Origin of the sequence: Streptomyces radiopugnans (genome assembly GCF_900110735.1) — a bacterium.
GTDB classification, from domain to species: Bacteria; Actinomycetota; Actinomycetes; order Streptomycetales; family Streptomycetaceae; genus Streptomyces; species Streptomyces radiopugnans.
Window position 1 is genome coordinate 1 of sequence record NZ_FOET01000016.1, and the last position, 21,493, is coordinate 21,493.

The following is a 21,493-nucleotide window of genomic DNA, read 5'->3' on the forward strand; positions in this document are numbered from 1 at the left end:
TCCGGCGCGCTGGACCTGATCGTGATCGACTCGGTGGCGGCCCTGGTGCCGCGCGCGGAGATCGAGGGCGAGATGGGCGACTCCCACGTGGGTCTGCAGGCGCGGCTGATGAGCCAGGCGCTGCGCAAGATCACCGGTGCGCTCAGCCAGTCCAAGACCACCACCATCTTCATCAACCAGCTCCGCGAGAAGATCGGCGTGATGTTCGGGTCGCCGGAGACGACCACCGGTGGCCGGGCGCTGAAGTTCTACGCCTCGGTGCGGCTGGACATCCGCCGGATCGAGACGCTCAAGGACGGTACGGAGGCGGTGGGCAACCGCACCCGGGTGAAGGTGGTCAAGAACAAGGTGGCCCCGCCGTTCAAGCAGGCGGAGTTCGACATCCTCTACGGCATCGGGATCAGCCGGGAGGGCGGGCTGATCGACATGGGGGTGGAGCACGGCTTCATCCGCAAGTCGGGCGCCTGGTACACCTATGAGGGCGACCAGCTGGGGCAGGGCAAGGAGAACGCCCGCAACTTCCTGCGCGACAACCCCGATCTGGCCAACGAGATCGAGAAGAAGATCAAGGAGAAGCTCGGCATCGGCCCGAAGACCGAGGCCCCCGAGGGCGAGCCGGGCGCGGACGCGGCCGGAGCCGAGGCCGCCCCGGCCGCGGCGGCGAAGACGGTGCCCGCACCGGCGACGCGCGCCAAGGCGGTCAAGAGCACCGCAGCGGCCAAGAGCTGAGCCGTGGCGGGACGTCAGGGGGAGCCACCGGCGGATCCGGAGGAGCGGGCGCGGGCGATCTGCCTGCGCCTGCTCACCGGAACGCCGCGCACCCGCGGGCAACTCGCCGAGGCACTGCGCAAGCGGGAGATTCCCGAGGACGTCGCCGAGTCGGTGCTCTCCCGGCTGGAGGACGTCGGGCTGATCGACGACGCGGCGTTCGCCGACGCCTGGGTGGAGTCCCGCCACCACGGCCGGGGCCTCGCCCGACGGGCCCTCGCCCGGGAACTGCGGCACAAGGGCGTGGACTCCGAACTGATCGACCACGCGGTGGAGCAGCTGGATCCGGAGCGGGAGGAGCGGACCGCCCGAGCCCTGGTGGAGCGCAAACTGCGTGCCACCAAGGGGCTGGAGCGCGACAGGCGGCTGCGTCGGCTCGCCGGGATGCTGGCGCGCAAGGGCTACCCCGAGGGGCTCGCCCTCCGGGTGGTGAGGGAGGCACTGGAAGCGGAGGGGGAGGACGTGGAGGAGTACCCGCTGTACGGCGCGGACTGAGCCGTGCGGCACCGACCGGCAAGATCACGGACCCGCTGCGTCCGCCTCCTTGGCCAGGGCCCCGCGTACCGCCTCGACGCAGGCGCGCAGTTCGCCGGTCCGGGCACCGGGCAGAGCGGTCACCAGATGCCCGTCCGGGCGGATCACCAGGGCGGTATGGGCCACCGCGCCCGGATAGCTCTCGGCCACCAGCAGCTCCGCGGGCACCGGCAGCCGTTCCACCACGGCGGCCAGCTCCGGCATCAGCCCGGCCGACAGCCAGTGGCGGCTGTCCCACACATGGGTGCCTGGCGCGACCAGCAGCACCAGCAGCTCACTGCCCAGCCGCTCCCACAGACGCCCTCGCGTTCCGTCCAGGGCCGTCACCGGTACGTCCCGCACAGGTGATCCCGGCTCGGCCCCGACCGTGAGCGCTCCGGGGACGGTGTCCTGTCCCGGCGCCAGCGGCGAACGTCCGTAGCACGGTGACGCGCCCAGCGGCCCCCGGCCCAGATGCCCGTCCGTCAGCAGTTCCAGATGTCCTCGTGAGGCGCCGGACAGCAGGGTGCGCAGTCCTCCGCCCCCGCGCACCAGTGGCAGAGCCTGGTCCAGGGCGCGCAGCCGGGCCCCCACCGCGCCGCGCCGTTCGGCCTCGTAGCTGTCGAGCAGTCCCCCGGGTGCCCGGCCGTGGAGGCACAGCGCCAGCTTCCAGGCCAGATTGACCGCGTCCCGCAGTCCCTCGTCGACCGGCTGGGTGCCCAGCGCCCCCAGCAGGTGCGCCGCGTCCCCGGCCAGGAAGGCCCGGTCCGAGCGCCAGTGCCGCGCCAGCCGCTGATGGGCGATGTGCACGCCGGTGTCCAGCAGTTCGTACGGAGGGGCCTCCTCGCACCATGCGGCCAGGGTGTCGCGTATCCGTGCCAGCAGCGCGTCCGGAGTGACCAGATCGCCGCGCGGCGGCAGCAGCCAGTCCAGCCGCCACACGCCGTTCGGCAGCGGGCGTGCCACCACCTCGCTCTCGCCGCCGGGCACGTCGCGGTGCAGCAGCGCCTCACCGTCCCAGGGCAGTTCCACGCGCAGGGCCGCCACCGCGTGCCGCTCGACGGAGGTGCGCCCGGGAAAGCGGATCCCCAGGAGCTTGCGCACCGTGGAACGGGCGCCGTCGCAGCCCACCAGATAACTGCCCCGCCACCAGGCGCCGGCGGAGCCGGGAGCGCCGCGGGTGTGCGCCGAGACCCCCCGCTCGTCCTGCCGCAGCTCGTCCAGGCGGGCCCCGGTGACGATCTCGGCCAGCGGCTCCCGCTCCAGCGCGGCCCGCATGCCCCGCTCCAGCGCGTACTGCTGTATGTGCAACGGCGAGGTCAGGGCGTCCAGTTCGACCCGCCGCACCGGCTGCCGCCGCCGCTCGGTGCGCCACGCCGCCCACCGGGCGCCGCCCAGGGTCGCCGCGTACGCCGCCGTGTCCGGCCGCAGGACGCAGGTGCGCGCCGTGCGCTGCTCCACCTCGCCGTCACCGCCGTCCAGCACCACCGACGGCACACCGTGACGAGCCAGAGCCAGTGCCAGCGCCAGTCCGACAGGTCCCGCGCCGACGACGATCACCGGGTCCACGACGGGCGGCCCTCGCAGTTCTCACGGTCCGGGGAGGGAAGAGGGGGTGGAGCCGATGGAGCCCGGTGCACGATCACACATCGTATGCAACCTACTGCCTGTGCCCCCGTCAAGCGACGGGGGCACAGGCAGCGGGCGCGCAACGGGCGCGGAAGGCGGGCGCGGCGCGCGGCTACTTCCGCGCGTGGGGCTCGACATGGGGTTCGTCGAAGTCCATCTCCGTGTCGGCTCCGTGCAGTACGGCGCCGGCGGAACGCTTGCCGCGCCGCAGCCGCCCCTCCAGCCAGCTCGCGAAGCTGGTGAGCAGGAAGTTCAGCGCGATGAAGATCAGCGCGACCACGGTGAGGGCCGCGATGACGTTGGCGCCGTAGTTGGCGGTGATCACCCGGACCTGGTTGAGCAGTTCGGCGTAGCCGAGCACCGCACCACCCAGGGCGGTGTCCTTGACGATCACCACGAGCTGACTGACCAGCGCCGGCAGCATCGCCGTGACCGCCTGCGGCAGCAGCACGTAGAGCATGATCTGGCTCTTGCGCATGCCGATGGCCTTGGCCGCGTCCGTCTGGCCCGAGGGCAGCGACAGGACGCCCGCCCGCACGATCTCCGCGATGACCGAGGCGTTGTAGAGCACCAGGCCGGTCACCACGGCGTACAGCGGGCGCACCTCGGAGTCGATGTCGGTGAACTGCGCGTACGCCTGGTTGGCGAAGATCATCATCAGCAGCACCGGAATGGCGCGGAAGAACTCCACCACCGTGCCGACCGGCAGGCTGACCCATCGGTGCTCCGACAGCCGGCCGATACCGAGCAGGGCGCCCAGGGGAAGGGCGATGACGATGGCCAGTGCCGCGGCCTTGAGGGTGTTGAGCAGCCCGGGGATCAGATACGTCGTCCACATCCGGGAGTCGTTGACGAACGGGCTCCACTTCTCCGCGGCGAGCTGGTTCTTGTCGGCCATCGCGTCCAGGGCCCACCACAGGAGGAGCCCGAGGAGGACGAGGAAGACCGCCGAGTAGACCAGGTTGCGGGCCTTGGCACGCGGCCCCGGCGCGTCGTAGAGAACGGACAGGTCACTCATCGCTTCACCGCCACGCGCTTGCTCACCCAGCCCAGCAGCATGCCGGTCGGGAGGGTCAGGACAACGAAACCGAAGGCGACCACCGCGAAGACCAGGAAGATGGCGTCGCTCTCGTTCTCCACCATCTCCTTCATCAGCAGCGCGGCCTCCGACACGCCGATGGCCGCCGCCACCGTGGTGTTCTTGGTCAGGGCGATCAGCACGTTCGCCAGCGGTGCCACGACCGACCGGAACGCCTGCGGGAGGACGATGAGGGTCAGTACCTGGAAGAAGCCGAGCCCCAGCGCGCGCGCCGCCTCCGACTGACCGACGGGCACCGTGTTGATGCCCGAGCGCAGCGCCTCGCACACGAAGGTGGCGTGGTAGGCGATCAGGCCGAGCACCGCCAGCCGGAAGCCGATCCCCTTGGAGTCGCCGCCGGCCAGTGTGATCCCCAGTGTCTGGTACAGGACCAGGGACGTGGCCACGATGATCACCGTCAGCGGGGTGTTCCGCACGGCGTTGACGTAGACGGTGCCGAAGGCCCGCATCAGCGGCGTCGGGCCCACCCGCATGCCGGCCAGGACCGTCCCCCAGATCAGGGAGCCGATCGCCGAGTAGAAGGTGAGCTGCACCGTCACCCAGAAGGCTCCGAGCACGTCGTACTGCCCGGAATCAAGAAAGTCGAACACGTTCTCCCGCGCTCTCGCCTCGTCGGATGGCGTCTCGTCGGACGTCGTCGGAAGGCGCGGCGCGCCGCCCGTTCGGGGGCGGCGCGCCGTCCTGCCGTCGTCAGCTCTTCTCGGTGATCTCCGGGGCGGGCTCGTAGTCGTAGCCGGCCGGACCGAAGTGCTTGTCGGCGGCCTTCACCCAGGAGCCGTCCTCGACCATCTTGGTGAGGGCGTCGTTGATCTGCTTCTGCAGCTCGGTGTCGCCCTTCTTCAGGCCGATGCCGTAGGACTCGTCGCTGAGGCTGAGGCCGGCGAGCTTGAACTTGCCCTGGTGCTCCTTCTGCGCCGCGTAGCCGGCCAGGATGGAGTCGTCGGTGGTCAGGGCGTCGACGGCCTCGTTCTCCAGGCCGGACAGGCACTCCGAGTAGCCGCCGTACTCCTGCAGGTCGGCCTTCGGCGCGAACTTGTTCTTGACGTTCTGCGCGGAGGTGGAGCCGGTGACCGAGCAGAGCTTCAGCTCCTTGGTGTTCAGCTCGTCCTGGTTCCAGGTGGAGTCGTCGCCGGCACGGACCAGGAAGTCCTGGTGGGCGATGAAGTACGGGCCGGCGAAGCTGACCCGCTCCTTGCGCTCGTCGGTGATCGAGTAGGTGCCGACGATGAACTTCACATCACCGTTGGAGATCATGTTCTCCCGCTCGCCGCTGGGAGCCTCCTTCCAGGTGATGTCCTTCTCGTCGTAGCCCAGCTCCTTGGCGACGTACCTGGCCACGTCCACGTCGAAGCCGGTGTACTCGCCGTCCTGCGTCTTCAGGCCCAGGCCCGGCTGGTCGAACTTGATGCCGATGGTGATCTTGTCGCCGTCGGAGCCGCTGTCACCGCCGCCACCGCACGCGGTGGCGGTCAGGGCGAGGACGACAGCGGTGGCGGCCGCGAGGCCGGACTTGCGGAGGGTCATGGTGAACATCCCTGGAGTCGTATCGTGCAAAGGTCCGCTGAGCCGTTGCCGGATCAGTGGTGGAGGATCTTCGACAGGAAGTCCTTGGCGCGGTCGCTGCGCGGATTGCTGAAGAACTGGTCGGGAGTGGCCTCCTCGACGATCCGCCCGTCGGCCATGAAGACCACCCGGTTCGCGGCGGAGCGGGCGAAGCCCATCTCATGGGTGACGACGATCATCGTCATGCCGCCCTGCGCGAGCTGCTGCATGACCTCCAGGACCTCGTTGATCATCTCGGGGTCGAGTGCGGAGGTCGGCTCGTCGAAGAGCATCACCTTCGGGTCCATCGCCAGCGCGCGGGCGATGGCCACGCGCTGCTGCTGGCCACCGGAGAGCTGGGCGGGGTACTTGTCGGCCTGGTTGGCCACGCCCACCCGGTCGAGCAGGGAGCGGGCCTTCTCCTCCGCCGCCCTCTTCTCGGCGCGGCGGACCTTGAGCTGGCCCAGCATGACGTTCTCCAGCACCGTCTTGTGCGCGAAGAGGTTGAACGACTGGAAGACCATGCCGACGTCGGCGCGGAGCCGGGCCAGTTCCCTGCCCTCGGCGGGCAGGGGCTTGCCGTCGATCAGGATCGTCCCGGAGTCGATCGTCTCCAGGCGGTTGATGGTGCGGCACAGCGTGGACTTCCCGGACCCCGAGGGCCCGATGACGACGACGACTTCGCCCCGCGCAATGGTCAGGTCGATGTCCTGAAGGACGTGCAGGGCACCGAAGTGCTTGTTGACATTGTCCAGGACGACCAGGTTCTCCGCCGTCGGTGCGGCGTCCTTGGTCACCGATACGTTGCTCATCGGCGTCATTCGCTCCGTCCTCGTCGGTTGAGGGGACCTTAGTGACCGCCGTTGAGCAGCGTCATCCCATCTGAGCTGAACTTGAGCATAACGATTCAGCCGCAAAGGGATTTATCGCCTGAAAGGTTCACCGGTCGGCGTATCGGCTGCTTAACGTAGGGGTTCGTGCGGGCTGCGGCCCGCCGGGTCTTGACGCGCCGGGCCGGATCGGGGTGGATGACTGCCACGCCCGGGAGGGGCCGGGGAGACACGCGGGGGAGCACCGGGGGAGAAGAGGGGCCATGAGACTGCTGCTCGTCGAGGACGACGACCGCGTGGCCGCGGCGCTGTCCGCCGTGCTCGCCCGGCACGGCTTCGACGTGGTGCACGCCCGCGGAGGCGAGGAGGCACTGCGGCGCCTGCTCCCGGACGGCGCCGCGCCGCCCTTCGACGTGGTGCTGCTCGATCTCGGCCTGCCCGACATCGACGGCTTCGAGGTGTGCGGACGCATCCGCCGGCTGACCAGCACCCCGGTGATCATGGTCACGGCGCGGGCCGATGTGCGCTCCCGTGTCCACGGCCTCAACCTCGGCGCCGACGACTACGTGGTCAAGCCGTACGACACCGCCGAACTCCTCGCCCGGATCCACGCCGTCAGCCGCCGTACCGCCCCCACCGCCCCCACCGCCGCCACCGCTCCGGCCGGCGCACCGGGCGACCCGGGCGCCGACCGCGCCGCGGGCGGGGAGACCGCGAGCGCCCGGGGCGCGGGGGTCGGGGAACTGTGCCTGGGGGCGCTGACCATCGAGACCGACACCCGCCGGGTCACGGTGCACGGCGAGGCGGTTCCCCTCACCCGCAAGGAGTTCGACCTGCTCGCGCTGCTCGCCCAGCGCCCCGGCGTCGTCTTCCGCCGCGAGCAGATCATCAGCGAGGTGTGGCGCACCAACTGGGAGGGCACCGGCCGCACCCTGGAGGTGCACATCGCCTCGCTCCGCTCCAAGCTGGCCCTGCCCGCCCTGATCGAGACGGTGCGCGGAGTCGGCTACCGGCTCGTCGCCCCCACCGGCTGAGGCCGGGGCCGGGACCAAAGAGGACCGCCCGCCGTGCGCACACGCCTCCTCGCCCTCCTCATCGCCCTGATGGCCGGCGTCCTGCTCGCCCTCGGCTTCCCGCTCGCCGCGAGCATGGCCGCCGCCGAGCAGCAGCACGTCGTCATCGACCGCATCGACGACACCGCGCGCTTCGCGTCCCTGGCCCAGTACGTCACCACCCGCCCCCCGGCCCGCAGCCCCACCACCGCCGAGGCCCGCCAGCAGGACGAGCGGCTGGCGACGCTGCGCGACGAACTCGGCCGGTACCACGACCTGTACGGCATCAGGGCCGGCGTCTTCTACCGCGACGGCAGCACGATGGCCGCGGCCCCGGCGACCTGGCGGCCCCCGCGCCGGGGGGAGGGCGCCGCGGCCTTCGCCGAGGCCCTGGCCGGGCGCCGCAGCCACGATCCGCCCCAGGTGTGGCCCTGGCAGGACGGCCGGATCGCGGTCGCCTCACCGGTCGTCCGCGACGGCGACGTCGTCGCCGTCGTCCTCACCGACTCCCCCACCGGGCCGATGCGTTCGCGCGTCCTGCACGACTGGCTGCCGCTGGCCGCCGGGGAGGCGGCGGCCATGCTCGTCGCCGTCGCCGTCGCCGTCCGGCTGACCGGCTGGGTCCTCAAACCGGTGCGTGTACTGGACAAGGCCAGCCACGACATCGCCACCGGGCGGCTGACCTCCCGGGTGGCCGCACTGAGCGGGCCGCCGGAACTCCAGCGCCTGGCCCGGTCCTTCAACGAGATGGCCGACCACGTCGAGACCGTCCTGGAGCAGCAGCGCGCCTTCGTCGCCGACGCCTCCCACCAACTGCGCAACCCGCTGGCCGCCCTGCTGCTCCGCATCGACCTGCTGGCCCTGGAACTGCCCGAGGACAACGAGGAGATCGCCTCGGTACGGGCCGAGGGCAAGCGGCTGGCCCGGGTGCTCGACGACCTCCTCGACCTCGCGCTGGCCGAGCACACGCCCGCCGACCTGCGACTGACCGACATCGCTGCGCTCGCCGCCGAACGCGTCGCCGCCTGGCGTCCGGTCGCCGACCGCGAGGGGGTGGAGCTGCGCGCGGCCGGGCAGGGCGCGGTGACAGGCTGGGCGGACCCGGTCGCGCTCTCCAGCGCGCTGGACGCGGTCGTGGACAACGCGGTGAAGTTCACCCCCGCCGGGGAGTCGGTCACCGTCACCGTCACCGCCGGCGGCGGGCGGGTGGCCGTCGAGGTCGCCGACCACGGGCCCGGCCTCACCGAGGACGAGCTGAACCGGATCGGGGACCGCTTCTGGCGCAGCGGCCGCCACCAGAACGTCTCCGGCTCCGGCCTGGGCCTGTCCATCTCCCGCGCGCTGCTCGCCGCGGGCGGGGCGGAGATCTCCTTCGCCCACAACGAACCGCACGGCCTGCGCGTGGTGATCGGCCTGCCGCGGAACGCGCCGGACGCGGGGTGATGCACCAGGACTCCGAGCGGGCCGCAGCCGTGGCGCCCCGGGCGTCCCGTGTCCGTCCCGGGCCCGTCCGGGACGGGCTCCCCGGGCGGGCCCGGGTCAGGACTTCACGGAGCGGTAGTAGCGTTCGGCGCCCCGGTGCAGCGGGAGCGGATGGGTGTAGATGGCCGTGCGCAGGTCGACCCTCTGCGCGGCGTGGACCTCGCGGCCGATGCGGTCCCGGCTGTTGATCACCGAGCGGGTGATCCCCTCGGTCAGCGCGGCGTCCGTGCCGTCCATGGTGACCAGCAGGTTCGCCACCGCGATCGTCTCCACGGCCTTGCCGTCCTGGGCGGCCGGATAGGCGTCGGAGGGCATCAGGGCCGCCCGGTAGGAGCGGGTCTGCGGCTCCTGCGCGTGCAGAACCGGTACCAGGTCGCCCAGCGGGACGAGGCGGATCTCGATGGCCTCCGCGAGCTCCTCGATCGCGCCGGTCGGCAGCCCGCCCGACCAGAAGAAGGCGTCCAGCTCCCCGCGGACCAGCAGTTCCGGCATCCGGTCGATGCCCTGGAGCACCGGCTGGACGTCCTTGTCGGGGTCCAGGCCGGCGGCCTTCAGCAGCCGGCCCGCGATCAGGTTGACCCCCGAGCGCCGCTGTCCGAGCCCGACCCGCAGCCCTTCCAGGTCCTCGGCGGCGCGCACCGGCGAGTCGGCCGGCACGACGAGCTGGATGTAGTCGTCGTACAGCCGCGCGCAGGCCCGCAGCCGGTCGGCGTCCTTTCCGCCGGAGTTGACGTAGGCGGCGACCGCGTCGGCCGCGGCGATGGTGAAGGAGGCCTCGCCGGAGACCAGCCGCTCGATGTTCTGCACCGAGCCCTGGCTGGGCACGAGGGTCACGTCCACCTCGGGCAGATCGCGGGCCAGCTGCTCCTTCAGCAACTCCCCGTAGCGTTCGTAGACCCCGCCCCGGGCGCCGGTGGTGAAGACGACCTGGCCGCCGGGCGCCGGGCCGCCGCCGGGCAGCAGCCACCACAGCAGCAGCGCGAGCACGGCAGCCGCGGCCGCGGCTGCCGCCAGCGGCCGCCGTGCCCACGGGCGCCGTACGTGCGGAGAGACCATGTCCTCGATCCTGCCAGGACCGGTGTGCGGAAGGGAGGGGCGGGGCGGGCCCGGGAGCACGTACCCTGTCGACTGAGATGAGTGCGAAGACTTACCAGGTGCGCACCTACGGGTGCCAGATGAACGTCCACGACTCCGAGCGCCTGTCGGGCCTGCTGGAGGACGCGGGCTATGTCCGGGCTCCCGGGGACGCCGACGACGCCGACGTGGTCGTCTTCAACACCTGCGCGGTGCGGGAGAACGCCGACAACAAGCTGTACGGCAACCTCGGGCACCTCGCCCCGAAGAAGGCGTCCCGGCCGGGCATGCAGATCGCGGTCGGCGGCTGTCTGGCGCAGAAGGACCGCGACACCATCGTGCGGCGCGCGCCCTGGGTCGACGTGGTCTTCGGCACCCACAACATCGGCAGTCTGCCGGTACTGCTGGAGCGCGCCCGCGTCCGGCAGGAGGCGCAGGTCGAGATCGCCGAGTCGCTGGAGGCGTTCCCCTCCACGCTGCCGACCCGGCGCGAGAGCGCGTACGCCGCCTGGGTCTCCATCTCGGTCGGCTGCAACAACACCTGCACGTTCTGCATCGTCCCCGCGCTGCGCGGCAAGGAGAAGGACCGCCGGCCCGGCGACATCCTGGCCGAGGTCGAGGCGCTGGTCGCCGAGGGCGTCACCGAGATCACCCTGCTGGGGCAGAACGTCAACGCCTACGGGTCCGACATCGGCGACCGCGAGGCGTTCTCCAAGCTGCTGCGCGCCTGCGGGAAGGTCGAGGGGCTGGAGCGGGTCCGCTTCACCTCCCCGCACCCGCGCGACTTCACCGACGACGTCATCGCCGCCATGGCCGAGACGGAGAACGTGATGCCGCAGCTGCACATGCCGCTGCAGTCCGGCTCCGACCGGGTGCTGAAGGCGATGCGCCGCTCCTACCGGCAGGAACGCTTCCTGGGCATCATCGAGAAGGTCCGGTCCGCGATCCCAGACGCCGCGATCTCCACCGACATCATCGTGGGCTTCCCCGGCGAGACCGAGGAGGACTTCGAGCAGACCCTCCACGTCGTCCGCGAGGCCCGCTTCGCGCAGGCGTTCACCTTCCAGTACTCCAAGCGCCCCGGCACCCCGGCCGCCGAGATGGACGGGCAGGTGCCCAAGGAGGCCGTGCAGGCGCGGTACGAGCGCCTGGTGGCCCTCCAGGAGGAGATCTCCTGGGCCGAGAACAAGAAGCAGGTCGGGCGGACGCTGGAGGTCATGGTCGCCGAGGGCGAGGGCCGCAAGGACGGCGCCACGCGGCGGCTGTCCGGCCGTGCCCCCGACAACCGCCTGGTCCACTTCACCCGCCCCGACGAGGACGTGCCGCGCCCGGGGGACATGGCCACCGTCGAGGTCACCTATGCCGCCCCGCACCACCTGCTGGCCGAGGGCGCGGTGCTGGGGGTCCGGCGCACCCGCGCGGGGGACGCCTGGGAGCGGCGCAACGCCGCGCCCGAGGCGAAGCCCCAGGGCGTGATGCTCGGGCTGCCGACCGTAGGGGTCCCCGAGCCGCTGCCCGCCGCGCCGGGCGGCTGCACCGCCCGCTGACGCGTCCGCCTTCCGGCGCGCTCCCGGGCGCGGGCCCGGCGTACGCGCGCCGACCGTGAGCCAGGTGTGAGCCAGGTGTGCGCCGGGTGTGCGCTGGTCAGGCGTGTGGGAGCCCTCTGTGCGCCCGACCGCGGGGAGGCCTCGGGGCGGTAGGCTGCGCGCCATGCTTGTCGCCGCAGCCGTATGCCCCTGCCCGCCGCTGCTGGTGCCCGAGGTGGCGGGGGGCGCCGCGCACGAGATGGACGACGCCCGGGCCGCCTGCTACGACGCGGTCGCCGTCCTGGCCGCCGCGCGTCCCGACCGGCTCGTCGTCGTCGGCGCCGCGGAGCCGGCGGGCCGGGGCAGGTATCCGCAGGGCGCCACCGGCTCCTTCCGCCCCTTCGGCGTCGATCTGGAGGTCCGGCTGGGCGAGGGCCCGCCCGCCGGGCATCCGCTGCCGCCGTCCCTGGCCGTCGGAGCCTGGCTGCTGGAGCGCACGCGCTGGAGCGCGGCGCCCGTGGAGGGGCTCGGCGTGGGGGAGCCGCTGCCGAGGGAGCGCTGTGCGCGGACCGGGCGTGAACTGGCCGCCTCGGCGGAGCGCGTCGCGCTGCTGGCGATGGGCGACGGCAGCGCCTGCCGGACGATCAAGGCGCCGGGGTACTTCGACGAGCGCGCCCCCGCCTTCGACGCGGACGCGGCCCGCGCCCTGGGCGCCGCCGACCCCGCCGGGCTGCTGGCCCTCGACGAGGAACTGGCCTACGAGCTGAAGGCGTCCGGCCGGGCCTGCTGGCAGGTGCTGGCCGGCGCGGCCGAGGGCGCGGGGCTTCAGGGGCGGCTGCTGTACGACCAGGCGCCCTACGGTGTCGGCTATCTGGTGGCGAGCTGGTCGTAGGCCGCACCCCGCCTCCGTCCGGGCCCGGCCCGCGGCGGGGCGGTGGCCGCTCAGGCGGCGGGGCCGGCGGTGTCTCCCTTCTCGCCCCTCTCACGGGTCATCCGCTCCCGCGCCTCCCGGATCTTCGCGTCGCGGGTACCGGTGCTGCGCCGGTGCCTGCCTCCGGTCCCGCCACCGGATGTCTCCCCGCCCTTCCCGCCGTGCCGGCCGACCATGCCCTTGACCTTGTCCATGATGCCCATGACGGTCGCTCCGTTCTCTCGCGATCTCCGGCGGCCCCCGCCCCGAGACGGAAGTCCGTGACCCGCTCCGGCTCCGCGGACGGGGCGGAAGGGGGGCGTTCTTCCGGACCGCCTCCGAATCGCGAGGAATGACGTGAATGATGCGAATGCCCCCATATACACCACAAACCTTACCCGCGCGGTCGCGATTCCGCGCCCCCGCGGAGCGGCGCACCGGGACGGGCGGCGGCCGCGGGCGAGGGGGCCGCACGGCCCGTTCGGAGCCCTCCCCGCGTGTTTGCGAGACTTGGGCCGTGAGCAGCTCACCCCCCACCCCCCGTGTCATCGCCGTGGTCGGCCCCACCGCGGCCGGAAAGTCCGACCTGGGCGTCGCCCTCGCCAGGCACCTCGGCGGCGAGGTGATCAACGCCGACTCCATGCAGCTCTACCGGGGCATGGACATCGGCACCGCCAAGCTGACGCGGGAGGAGCGCCAGGGCGTCCCGCACCACCTCCTGGACGTCTGGGACGTCACGGTCACCGCCAGCGTCGCCGAGTACCAGCGCCTGGCCCGTGCCGAGATCGACCGCCTGCTCGCCCGGGGGCGCACCCCCGTGCTCGTGGGCGGATCCGGGCTCTACGTGCGCGGCGCCGTCGACGCACTGGAGTTCCCCGGCACCGACCCGGCCGTGCGGGCCCGGCTGGAGGAAGAGCTGGCCGAGTCCGGTTCCGGGGCGCTGCACGCCCGGCTCGCCGCCGTCGATCCCGAGGCGGCCCGCGCGATCCTACCCGGCAACGGCCGCCGGATCGTCCGCGCCCTGGAGGTCATCGAGATCACCGGCCGCCCCTTCACCGCCAATCTCCCCGGCCCCGAGTCCGTCTACGACACCCTCCAGATCGGGGTCGACGTCGGGCGCCCCGAACTCGACGAGCGGATCGCCCGCCGGGTCGACCGGATGTGGGAGGCCGGGCTGGTCGAGGAGGTGCGCGAGCTGGAGCGCGCCGGACTGCGGGAGGGCCGTACGGCCTCGCGGGCCCTGGGCTACCAGCAGATCCTGGCCGCCCTGGCCGGCGAGTGCACCGAGGACGAGGCGCGCGCCGAGACCGTACGCGCCACCAAGCGCTTCGCGCGCCGCCAGGACTCCTGGTTCCGCCGCGACCCGCGCGTCCACTGGCTCAGCGGCGCGGCGGACGACCGCGGCGAACTCCCCGACCGGGCTCTGGCCCTCCTCGAACGAGCGGTCACAGCCTGATCACGTGATGGCATCGGGACGCCCAGCGGGCGCTGGACGGCCGTCCTGGCGTGCCATCATCGAGCATCGGCGAGCATCGACCGTCGATTGAGCCGCAGAGCCGGGAGTTGGGAGGGCACGTGGCGATGGAGGCCGGCCCTCGCAACAGCGACGAACCGGTCGTCGAGCAGCTCCGCGCCGACGGCGCGGCCGTCGACGGCCCGGGGGGCCTGGACGGCGTGGGCCCACCGGAGGACGGGGACGGCCTCGAGGCGCTGGGGGAGGCGTCCGCCGAGGGGGACGAGTCCTACGGCGAGCTCCGCCCGCCCCGGAAGCTGCGGCTGTGGCAGCTCGCCCCGATCGTGGGCCTGGGCGCGGCCGGCTCGCTGATGTTCGCCTTCCCGCTCGCCTTCGGGCTCGGCGAGGGCGGGGCGGTGGTCGCCATGCTCGGGCTTCTCCTCAGCTGCTGCGCCGCCGGCTGGGGCATGATGGCCGCCCGCCGCGTCGGCCTCACCTGGCCGGGGCTGCCGCCGCGCGGCTCCGACGAGCGCCCCGACTGGCGTCTGGTCGCCCTGTACGCGCTGGTCACCGCCACCCTCGTGGCGCTGGCCGTCTGGCGCGTCGCCCGGCTCCGCTAGTACGGCGCCCGTCCGGCTCCACCGGCCCGACGGCCCGTCCGGCGGCCGGGCCCGCCCCCGTACGATGGGCACCGTGAACAGCGCAGCAGGGACCGCAGGCACGCCCGTGCCGTTCCTCAAGGGGCACGGCACCGAGAACGACTTCGTGATCATCCCCGACCCGGACGGGGTGCTGGACCTGCCCGCCGGGACCGTGGCCCGGCTGTGCGACCGGCGCGCCGGGATCGGCGGGGACGGCCTGCTGCGGGTGGTGCGCTCCGCCGCCCACCCCGAGGCGCGCTCGATGGCCGGCGAGGCCGAGTGGTTCATGGACTACCGCAACGCCGACGGCAGCGTCGCGGAGATGTGCGGCAACGGCGTACGGGTCTTCGCGCGCTACCTCCAGCGCGCCGGGCTGGCCGGGGCCGACGGCCTCGCCGTCGCCACCCGGGCCGGTGTGCGCCGGGTGCGCCTCGCCGGGGACGGCGGCGTCACCGTCCACATGGGTGCCGCCAAGCTGCCCGGCGGCACGGAGACGGACGTCACCGTCACGGTGGGGGAGCGCAGCTGGCCCGCGCTCAACGTCGACATGGGCAACCCGCACGCCGTCGCCTTCGTCGACGACCTCGCCCACGCCGGCGACCTGTACACCGCCCCGGCCGTGGCTCCGGCCGCTGCCTACCCCGAGGGCGTCAACGTCGAGTTCGCCGTCGGCCGGGGGCCGCGCCACGTGGCCCTGCGGGTGTACGAGCGCGGTTCCGGCGAGACCCGCTCCTGCGGTACGGGCGCCTGCGCGGTCATGGTCGCCGCCGCCCGCCGCGACGGCGCGGACCCGGCCGCGGACGGCACTCCGGTCACCTACACCGTCGACGTCCCCGGCGGGCGGTTGGTGATCACCGAACACCCGGACGGCGGTGTCGAGATGACCGGCCCCGCCGTGATCGTGGCCGAGGGCACGATCGACCCCGGCCTGCTCACGCTCCCCGAGGGCTGACCGTTCGAACGGGTGATCCCGGCCACTGAGGGCGGGAGGCGGCACGCGGCGTGTGGGAGGCTCGGTAGGATCAAGCCCCCCGGCGCAGTGGGAGGTGCCATGAGCGCAGTACGGAGCCTTCGCAAGCTCGGTCGTGCGGCCCTCCTGGGCCCGTCGCCCCGCCACGCCCTCCCCGACGCCATCGAGCACGTGGCCAAGGCGCACCGCGCCCACCACCCCGGCGCCGACCTCGACATCCTGCGCCGCGCCTACGTCCTGGCGGAGTACTCGCACCGGGGGCAGACGCGCAAGAGCGGCGAGCCCTACATCACCCACCCGCTGGCCGTCACCCTGATCCTGGCCGAACTCGGCGCCGAGACCACGACCCTGACGGCCTCCCTGCTCCACGACACCGTCGAGGACACCGATGTGACGCTGGAACAGGTGCGGGCGGAGTTCGGCGAGGAGGTGGGCTACCTCGTCGACGGCGTCACCAAACTGGAGAAGGTCGACTACGGCGCCGCCGCCGAACCGGAGACCTTCCGCAAGATGCTGGTGGCCACCGGCAACGACGTGCGGGTGATGTCCATCAAGCTCGCCGACCGGCTGCACAACATGCGCACCCTGGGCGTGATGCGGCCCGAGAAGCAGGCGCGCATCGCCCGCGTCACCCGCGACGTGCTGATCCCGCTGGCCGAGCGGCTGGGCGTACAGGCGCTCAAGACCGAGCTGGAGGACCTGGTCTTCGCCGTCCTCCACCCCGAGGAGTACGCCCGCACCCGGGAGCTGATCCGCGACCACAACGCCGGCGCCGACCCGCTGGCCGAGATCGCCGAATCGGTGCGGGCCGTACTGCGCGAGGCGGACATCGCGGCCGAGGTCCTCATCCGGCCGCGGCACTTCCTCTCCGTCCACCGGGCCCGCGCCAAACGCGGCGAGCTGGGGCCCTGCGACTTCGGGCGGCTGCTGATCCTGGTCGCCGAGAACGCGGACTGCTACGCGGTCCTGGGGGAACTGCACACCTGCTTCACGCCGATGATGTCGGAGTTCAAGGACTTCATCGCCGTGCCGAAGTTCAACCTGTACCAGTCGCTGCACACCGCCGTCGCCGACACCGCAGGGCGGGTGGCCGAGGTCCTGGTCCGCACCCGCCGGATGCACCGGGTCGCCGAGGCCGGGGTGATCGCCCTGGGCGACCCGCACCGGACCTCCGGCGCCCCCCACGCCGACCCCGTCGGCGAGGCGGCCGCCGCGGACGACGGACGCGCCGACCCCACCCGCCCCGGCTGGCTGGAGCGGCTGCTGGAGTGGCAGAGCCACGCACCCGACCCGGACACCTTCTGGGCCGAGCTGCGCGACGACCTCGCCCAGGACCGCGAGATCACCGTCTTCTGCACCGACCCGGGCGGCCCCGGCCGGACCGCCGCCCTCCACCTGCCCGCGGGCGCCACCTGCGTGGACGCCGCCTACGCCCGCTACGGCGCGGCCGGGCACGCCCTGGTCGGCGCCCGGGTGGACGGAAGGCTCGCGGCACTGGGCACCGTGCTGCGCGATGGCGACTCGCTGCAGCTGCTGATGGCTCCCGAGGGCACGTCCGGCCCCTCCCCCCAGTGGCTGGAACACGCCCGCACCCCCACCGCGCGGATCGCCATCCGCACCTGGCTCGACGCCTGCGCGGAGGACGGCGGGCCGGCGGAGGGCGAGCGGACGGAAGGCACGGGCGGGGAGGCCCGCACGGCACCGCCGGCCGCGACCCGGGCGTCCCTTCACCCTCCTGCCGCTGCCGCTGCCGCTTCTGCCGCCGAACCCGACGCCCCCGGCCGGGCCGTGCAGCCCCGCGACAGGTCCGCGGCCGTGGTCGGGCTGCCCGGAGCCCTGGTGCGGCTGGCCCGCTGCTGCACGCCCGTGCCGCCCGACGCCGTGGTCGGCTTCGCGGTACGCGGCGGTGCGGTGACCGTCCACCGGAAGGGCTGCCCCACCGTGGCCCGGATGACCGCCGCCGGCCGCGAGACCGTGACCGTGCGGTGGCAGGACTCCGGCGCCGGCTGCCGCGTGACACTGCACGCCGAGTCGCTGAGCCGCCCGCACCTCCTCGCCGATCTGACCGAGGCCATCGCGGCGGAAGGGGCCGCCGTGGTCTCCGCCGAGGTCGAGCCGCCCAGGGAGCACCGGGTGCGGCACACCTACACCCTGTGGCTGGAGGACGCCGGCGAGCTGCCCCGGCTGATGCGGGCCATGCGGGAGGTGCCCGGCGTCTACGACGTCGTCCGGGCCACCCGGACCCAGCCCTGAGGGGCCCGTTCCGGGAGCCGTCCCGAGGGGTCCGTTCCGGGGAGCCCGGTCCGCCCGGAAGGACGGACCGCCGCGCAAACCAGGTGACGGCCGGGCCGCACCGTGCCACCATCGTCGTGTCCGGGGCGGCCCGCGTCGGCGTCCGTGCCCGTGTCAGCGGGAATGTTCCGGGCGCCGCGCACGTTGACCCGGATACCTTCACTCCATCGACGTAAGGACTCACTTGACCTTCTCTTCCTCCCTTCCGCAGAACGGCCAGCGCCTCGCCGAGACGTACCGCCGAGCCGACGCCCTGATGGAGGAGGACGTCGCTTGGAGTCACGAGATCGACGGCGAGCGCGACGGCGACCAGTACGACCGCTCCGAGCGCGCCGCCCTGCGGCGCGTCGCGGGCCTCTCAACCGAGCTCCAGGACGTCACCGAGGTCGAGTACCGGCAGCTGCGGCTGGAGCGCGTGGTGCTCGTGGGCGTGTGGACCTCCGGGACGGTGCAGGACGCCGAGAACTCCCTCGCGGAGCTCGCCGCCCTCGCCGAGACCGCCGGCGCGCTCGTCCTCGACGGTGTGATCCAGCGCCGCGACAAGCCGGACCCGGCCACCTACATCGGCTCCGGCAAGGCGCAGGAACTGCGCGACATCGTGGTCGAGACGGCGGCCGACACCGTCGTGTGCGACGGTGAGCTCAGCCCCGGCCAGCTCATCCACCTCGAGGACGTCGTCAAGGTCAAGGTGGTGGACCGCACCGCCCTGATCCTCGACATCTTCGCCCAGCACGCCAAGTCCCGGGAGGGCAAGGCGCAGGTCTCGCTCGCGCAGATGCAGTACATGCTGCCCAGGCTGCGGGGCTGGGGCCAGTCGCTGTCCCGGCAGATGGGCGGCGGCGGCTCCGGGTCCTCGGGCGGTGGCATGGCCACCCGCGGTCCCGGTGAGACCAAGATCGAGACGGACCGGCGGCGGATCCGCGAGAAGATGGCGAAGATGCGCCGGGAGATCGCGGAGATGAAGACCGGCCGCGACGTCAAGCGGCAGGAGCGGCGCCGCAACAAGGTGCCGTCGGTCGCCATCGCCGGATACACCAACGCGGGCAAGTCCTCGCTGCTCAACCGCCTCACGGGCGCGGGCGTGCTGGTGGAGAACGCGCTGTTCGCCACCCTCGACCCGACCGTGCGCCGAGCCGAGACCCCCAGCGGGCGCGCGTACACCCTGGCCGACACCGTCGGCTTCGTACGCCATCTGCCGCACCACCTCGTCGAGGCGTTCCGCTCCACGATGGAGGAGGTCGGCGACGCCGATCTGATCCTGCACGTGGTCGACGGCTCGCACCCGGCACCGGAGGAGCAGCTCGCCGCCGTGCGCGAGGTGATCCGGGACGTCGGCGCGACGGACGTGCCCGAGATCGTGGTGGTCAACAAGGCGGACGCGGCCGACCCGCTCACCCTGGCACGGCTGCTGCGCGCCGAGAAGCACGCCATCGCCGTCTCCGCCCGCACCGGGCAGGGCATCGACGAGCTGCTGGAGCTGATCGACCGGGAGCTGCCGCGCCCGGCCGTGGAGCTGACGGTGCTGGTGCCCTACACCCGCGGCGACCTGGTCTCCCGGGTCCACGCCGACGGTGAGGTCGTCTCCGAGGAGCACACCGAGGGCGGCACGCTGCTCGAGGCCCGTGTCCACGAGGAACTGGCCGCCGAACTCAGGGCGTACGTCACCGCGGGCACGGGAGCCTGAGCCTCCGCGCCGCACGCGGGTCCCGACACCGCCGAGCGGGCCCGTCCCCTTCCCAGGGGGCGGGCCCGCGGCCGTGCGGGGTCGGCCGGCGGGGGCCTTGCGGAAGCCGGGCGGGCATACTGAATTCATGATCAAAGTGCTGGTCGCCGAGGACATGCACGTGGTGCGGGCGGGACTGGCGGAGATCCTGGACGGACAACTGGGCATCGAGGTCGCCGGGCAGGCAGCCGACGGCCCGTCCGCGCTGGAGACGGCGCTGCGGCACGGGCCCGACGTCGCGGTCCTCGACATCGACCTGCCCGGCCTGGACGGCATCGCGGTGGCCGGACGGCTGCGCGAACGGCTTCCGGCGTGCCGCTGCCTGATGCTCACCGCACTGGACCGCCCCGGACTGTTACGCAGGGCCCTGGACGCGGGAGCGGCGGGCTACCTGCTGAAGACCGCCACGCCGGGCGAGCTCGCCTCGGCCGTGCGCACCGTCGCGGCCGGAGGCCGGGCCGTCGATCCCCGCCTGGCCGAGCGGAGTTCGGAGCTGGGCGAGAATCCGCTGACCGCACGCGAGGCCGAGGTGCTGCGGTTGTCCGCGAGCGGGGCGGGGGCCCGGGAGATCGCCGCGGAGCTATTCCTCGGGGTGGGGACGGTGCGCAACCGCATATCCTCCGCAGTGGGCAAACTCCATGCCCGCACCCTCGTCGACGCCGTCAGGATCGCCGAGCGCAACGGCTGGATCTAGCGGCAGCACGGCCGACAACCGGAACGAGCCGTCACCGGCGGTGAAGGTCAGGGCGCCACCGAGCGCTGCCGCCCGGGCCGCCAGGCCGGCCAGCCCCGCGCCGGCAACCGGGCGGCGGCGCGGAGCGCCGTCGTTGGCGACGCTGAGTGTCACCCGTCCGCCGTGCTCGGCCAGGACGATCTCGCAGTCCGTGGCCCGGCTGTGCCGCAGGAGGTTGCCGGTGGCCTCCCGCAGCACCGCGCCCAGGCAGTTGCCCACCGCGGGCGACAGCCGGCTGTCGGGCGGAGCGGTGACACGGGTGGTGATGCCGGCCTGGGTGAGCAGCCGCCGGGCGTGGACGAGTTCGGTCCGCAGCGACACCGACAGCCGTCCGTGCGCCACCGCCCGCACCTCGGCATGCGTACGGCGGGCCAGCGCAGCGGCCTCGGCCAGCGCGCGCCGGGCGGGATCCTCCGAAGCGGACGCGTCCTGGCCGGACGCCCCGGCACGGTGGAGCGCGGACTCGCACCGCACCGCGATCGACACCAGCGAGGACCCCAGCAGATCGTGCAGGTCCTGAGCGATCCGGTCGCGTTCTCGCTGCTCGGCCAGCCGGGCGGCCTGGGCCTGCACGGCCTGCAACCGGGAGGCGAGCAGGGCCAGGTGTGCCACACCGTAGACACTGCTGGCCGTGATCACGGTGGACACCAGTACGTTCAGGGAGCTGCGCTGGGTGTCGACCAGCGTCCCGGCCAGCAGCGGTCCGCTGGCGACGACACCGGCCGCGATCACCACGGAGGAGGGCGGGGGAACGGTCAGCAGGACCGCTCCGGCCAGGAAACCCAGCAGGCTGAGCCAGGGGCTGGGGAAGAGCAGGATCGGCAGATAGGTCAGAAGGGCCTGCGCGCCGAGCAGCCACCACCGCCAGCGGTAGGGGAGCCGGTAGGGGGGAGGCGCGTACTGGCCGAGCAGCACGGCGGGCAGGACGATCAGCAGCAGGAGACCGGTGACCACCGTGCGGCGGCTCAGCGGCTGGCTGAGCACGTCCAGCGCGACCAGGGTGAGCGACCCGGCGATCACCAGGGCGACCGTCCCGAAGGCGATCCACGAGCTCTGCGGCGCCCGGATGCGGCTCCGCTTTCCGGTGGTCATCCAACCCTCCTTGCGGCGGCGGGAGTTGAGGAGTACCCGGCACCTGTGAAGCCTGTGGGAAGTTGTACGCGGAATCGGTGAAGATCTCACTTCTTTTGCGGCCGGGCCGGTGGTCGGATCAGCGGCGACCTGTGCTGTCGAGAAGAAGGACACACCCGGTGAGA

19 protein-coding genes and 1 pseudogene are annotated in these 21,493 nt (G+C 73.1%); 12 read left to right on the forward strand and 8 right to left on the reverse strand.

Annotated elements, in window-relative coordinates:
* Together recA and recX are read left to right on the forward strand one after the other, a co-directional pair.
* The coding region (gene recA, locus BMY40_RS22745; RefSeq protein ID WP_093662613.1) for a recombinase RecA at positions 1-729 on the forward strand (729 nt) is incomplete at its 5' end.
* A pseudogene (recX, locus tag BMY40_RS22750) lies at positions 729-1,263 on the forward strand (recombination regulator RecX); the annotation flags it as partial. The gene recA and the pseudogene recX, both read left to right, overlap by 1 nt.
* A gap of 24 nt (positions 1,264-1,287) precedes the next feature.
* On the opposite strand, the gene BMY40_RS22755 reads toward recX, so the two are convergent.
* The 5 genes from BMY40_RS22755 to BMY40_RS22775 form a co-directional block, all read right to left on the reverse strand.
* A complete protein-coding gene (locus BMY40_RS22755) occupies positions 1,288-2,850 on the reverse strand; it encodes an FAD-dependent monooxygenase (RefSeq protein ID WP_093662617.1) in 1,563 nt (520 codons plus the stop codon).
* A 172-nt stretch (positions 2,851-3,022) separates the two neighbouring features.
* The gene (locus BMY40_RS22760; RefSeq protein ID WP_093662619.1) at positions 3,023-3,928 is read right to left on the reverse strand and encodes an amino acid ABC transporter permease; all 906 of its coding nucleotides are present in this window, start codon (positions 3,926-3,928) and stop codon (positions 3,023-3,025) included.
* Positions 3,925-4,599 (reverse strand): amino acid ABC transporter permease, encoded by a 675-nt coding sequence (locus tag BMY40_RS22765; RefSeq protein WP_093662621.1) that lies wholly within the window; start codon positions 4,597-4,599, stop codon positions 3,925-3,927. The genes BMY40_RS22760 and BMY40_RS22765 overlap by 4 nt, the downstream gene beginning before the upstream one ends.
* A gap of 100 nt (positions 4,600-4,699) precedes the next feature.
* Entirely contained in the window at positions 4,700-5,533 is an 834-nt protein-coding gene (locus BMY40_RS22770; RefSeq protein WP_177214103.1) for a glutamate ABC transporter substrate-binding protein, read from the reverse strand.
* 53 nt (positions 5,534-5,586) lie between these two features.
* Positions 5,587-6,363, reverse strand: a complete 777-nt coding sequence (locus BMY40_RS22775; RefSeq protein ID WP_093662625.1) for an amino acid ABC transporter ATP-binding protein — start codon at positions 6,361-6,363, stop codon at positions 5,587-5,589.
* Positions 6,364-6,644: 281 nt separating this feature from the next.
* Here BMY40_RS22775 and BMY40_RS22780 point away from each other — a divergent pair, with 281 nt between their 5' ends.
* Positions 6,645-7,415, forward strand: a complete 771-nt coding sequence (locus tag BMY40_RS22780; RefSeq protein ID WP_093662627.1) for a response regulator transcription factor — start codon at positions 6,645-6,647, stop codon at positions 7,413-7,415.
* Between the two features lie 33 nt (positions 7,416-7,448).
* Positions 7,449-8,876, forward strand: coding sequence for a sensor histidine kinase (locus tag BMY40_RS22785; RefSeq protein WP_093662629.1), 1,428 nt, complete (start codon positions 7,449-7,451; stop codon positions 8,874-8,876).
* A gap of 96 nt (positions 8,877-8,972) precedes the next feature.
* Here BMY40_RS22785 and BMY40_RS22790 read toward each other — a convergent pair whose 3' ends face one another.
* Positions 8,973-9,971: a TAXI family TRAP transporter solute-binding subunit gene (locus BMY40_RS22790; RefSeq protein WP_093662631.1), complete on the reverse strand. Its 999-nt coding sequence runs from the start codon at positions 9,969-9,971 to the stop codon at positions 8,973-8,975.
* Between the two features lie 77 nt (positions 9,972-10,048).
* Between BMY40_RS22790 and miaB the strand changes: the two genes are divergently transcribed.
* Complete coding sequence (gene miaB / locus BMY40_RS22795; RefSeq protein ID WP_093662633.1) at positions 10,049-11,536, forward strand: tRNA (N6-isopentenyl adenosine(37)-C2)-methylthiotransferase MiaB; 1,488 nt, start codon at positions 10,049-10,051, stop codon at positions 11,534-11,536.
* Between the two features lie 163 nt (positions 11,537-11,699).
* The gene (locus BMY40_RS22800) at positions 11,700-12,407 is read left to right on the forward strand and encodes a class III extradiol dioxygenase subunit B-like domain-containing protein (RefSeq protein ID WP_093662635.1); all 708 of its coding nucleotides are present in this window, start codon (positions 11,700-11,702) and stop codon (positions 12,405-12,407) included.
* A gap of 50 nt (positions 12,408-12,457) precedes the next feature.
* On the opposite strand, the gene BMY40_RS22805 is transcribed toward BMY40_RS22800, so the two are convergent.
* Positions 12,458-12,649, reverse strand: coding sequence for a hypothetical protein (locus BMY40_RS22805; protein ID WP_093662637.1), 192 nt, complete (start codon positions 12,647-12,649; stop codon positions 12,458-12,460).
* 293 nt (positions 12,650-12,942) lie between these two features.
* Between BMY40_RS22805 and miaA the strand changes: the two genes are divergently transcribed.
* The 6 genes from miaA to BMY40_RS22835 all read left to right on the forward strand — a co-directional run bounded on the left by miaA (position 12,943) and on the right by BMY40_RS22835 (position 20,198).
* On the forward strand, positions 12,943-13,881 hold the full coding sequence (gene miaA / locus BMY40_RS22810; protein ID WP_093662639.1) for a tRNA (adenosine(37)-N6)-dimethylallyltransferase MiaA: 939 nt from the start codon (positions 12,943-12,945) through the stop codon (positions 13,879-13,881).
* A 125-nt stretch (positions 13,882-14,006) separates the two neighbouring features.
* Positions 14,007-14,498 (forward strand): hypothetical protein, encoded by a 492-nt coding sequence (locus BMY40_RS22815; RefSeq protein ID WP_093662641.1) that lies wholly within the window; start codon positions 14,007-14,009, stop codon positions 14,496-14,498.
* A 73-nt stretch (positions 14,499-14,571) separates the two neighbouring features.
* Positions 14,572-15,471, forward strand: coding sequence for a diaminopimelate epimerase (dapF, locus tag BMY40_RS22820; protein WP_245770259.1), 900 nt, complete (start codon positions 14,572-14,574; stop codon positions 15,469-15,471).
* A gap of 99 nt (positions 15,472-15,570) precedes the next feature.
* Positions 15,571-17,742, forward strand: coding sequence for a RelA/SpoT family protein (locus BMY40_RS22825; RefSeq protein WP_093662645.1), 2,172 nt, complete (start codon positions 15,571-15,573; stop codon positions 17,740-17,742).
* 223 nt (positions 17,743-17,965) lie between these two features.
* On the forward strand, positions 17,966-19,465 hold the full coding sequence (hflX, locus tag BMY40_RS22830) for a GTPase HflX (protein ID WP_093662647.1): 1,500 nt from the start codon (positions 17,966-17,968) through the stop codon (positions 19,463-19,465).
* A 127-nt stretch (positions 19,466-19,592) separates the two neighbouring features.
* On the forward strand, positions 19,593-20,198 hold the full coding sequence (locus BMY40_RS22835) for a response regulator transcription factor (RefSeq protein WP_093662649.1): 606 nt from the start codon (positions 19,593-19,595) through the stop codon (positions 20,196-20,198).
* Here BMY40_RS22835 and BMY40_RS22840 read toward each other — a convergent pair.
* A complete protein-coding gene (locus BMY40_RS22840; RefSeq protein WP_093662651.1) occupies positions 20,085-21,329 on the reverse strand; it encodes a sensor histidine kinase in 1,245 nt (414 codons plus the stop codon). The two genes, BMY40_RS22835 and BMY40_RS22840, sit on opposite strands and share 114 nt — an antisense overlap.
* Between the last annotated feature and the right edge of the window lie 164 nt (positions 21,330-21,493).

What these genes read in the sequence shown, in the direction of transcription:
- BMY40_RS22760 (WP_093662619.1), bottom strand. Translation starts at nt 3,928, where the DNA reads ATGAGTGACCTGTCCGTTCTCTACGACGCGCCGGGGCCGCGTGCCAAG.
- BMY40_RS22790 (WP_093662631.1), bottom strand. Translation starts at nt 9,971, where the DNA reads ATGGTCTCTCCGCACGTACGGCGCCCGTGGGCACGGCGGCCGCTGGCG.
- BMY40_RS22815 (WP_093662641.1), top strand. Translation starts at nt 14,007, where the DNA reads ATGGAGGCCGGCCCTCGCAACAGCGACGAACCGGTCGTCGAGCAGCTC.
- BMY40_RS22800 (WP_093662635.1), top strand. Translation starts at nt 11,700, where the DNA reads ATGCTTGTCGCCGCAGCCGTATGCCCCTGCCCGCCGCTGCTGGTGCCC.
- BMY40_RS22780 (WP_093662627.1), top strand. Translation starts at nt 6,645, where the DNA reads ATGAGACTGCTGCTCGTCGAGGACGACGACCGCGTGGCCGCGGCGCTG.
- BMY40_RS22770 (WP_177214103.1), bottom strand. Translation starts at nt 5,533, where the DNA reads ATGACCCTCCGCAAGTCCGGCCTCGCGGCCGCCACCGCTGTCGTCCTC.
- BMY40_RS22840 (WP_093662651.1), bottom strand. Translation starts at nt 21,329, where the DNA reads ATGACCACCGGAAAGCGGAGCCGCATCCGGGCGCCGCAGAGCTCGTGG.
- BMY40_RS22775 (WP_093662625.1), bottom strand. Translation starts at nt 6,363, where the DNA reads ATGAGCAACGTATCGGTGACCAAGGACGCCGCACCGACGGCGGAGAAC.
- miaB (WP_093662633.1), top strand. Translation starts at nt 10,049, where the DNA reads ATGAGTGCGAAGACTTACCAGGTGCGCACCTACGGGTGCCAGATGAAC.
- BMY40_RS22825 (WP_093662645.1), top strand. Translation starts at nt 15,571, where the DNA reads ATGAGCGCAGTACGGAGCCTTCGCAAGCTCGGTCGTGCGGCCCTCCTG.
- BMY40_RS22835 (WP_093662649.1), top strand. Translation starts at nt 19,593, where the DNA reads ATGATCAAAGTGCTGGTCGCCGAGGACATGCACGTGGTGCGGGCGGGA.
- BMY40_RS22805 (WP_093662637.1), bottom strand. Translation starts at nt 12,649, where the DNA reads ATGGGCATCATGGACAAGGTCAAGGGCATGGTCGGCCGGCACGGCGGG.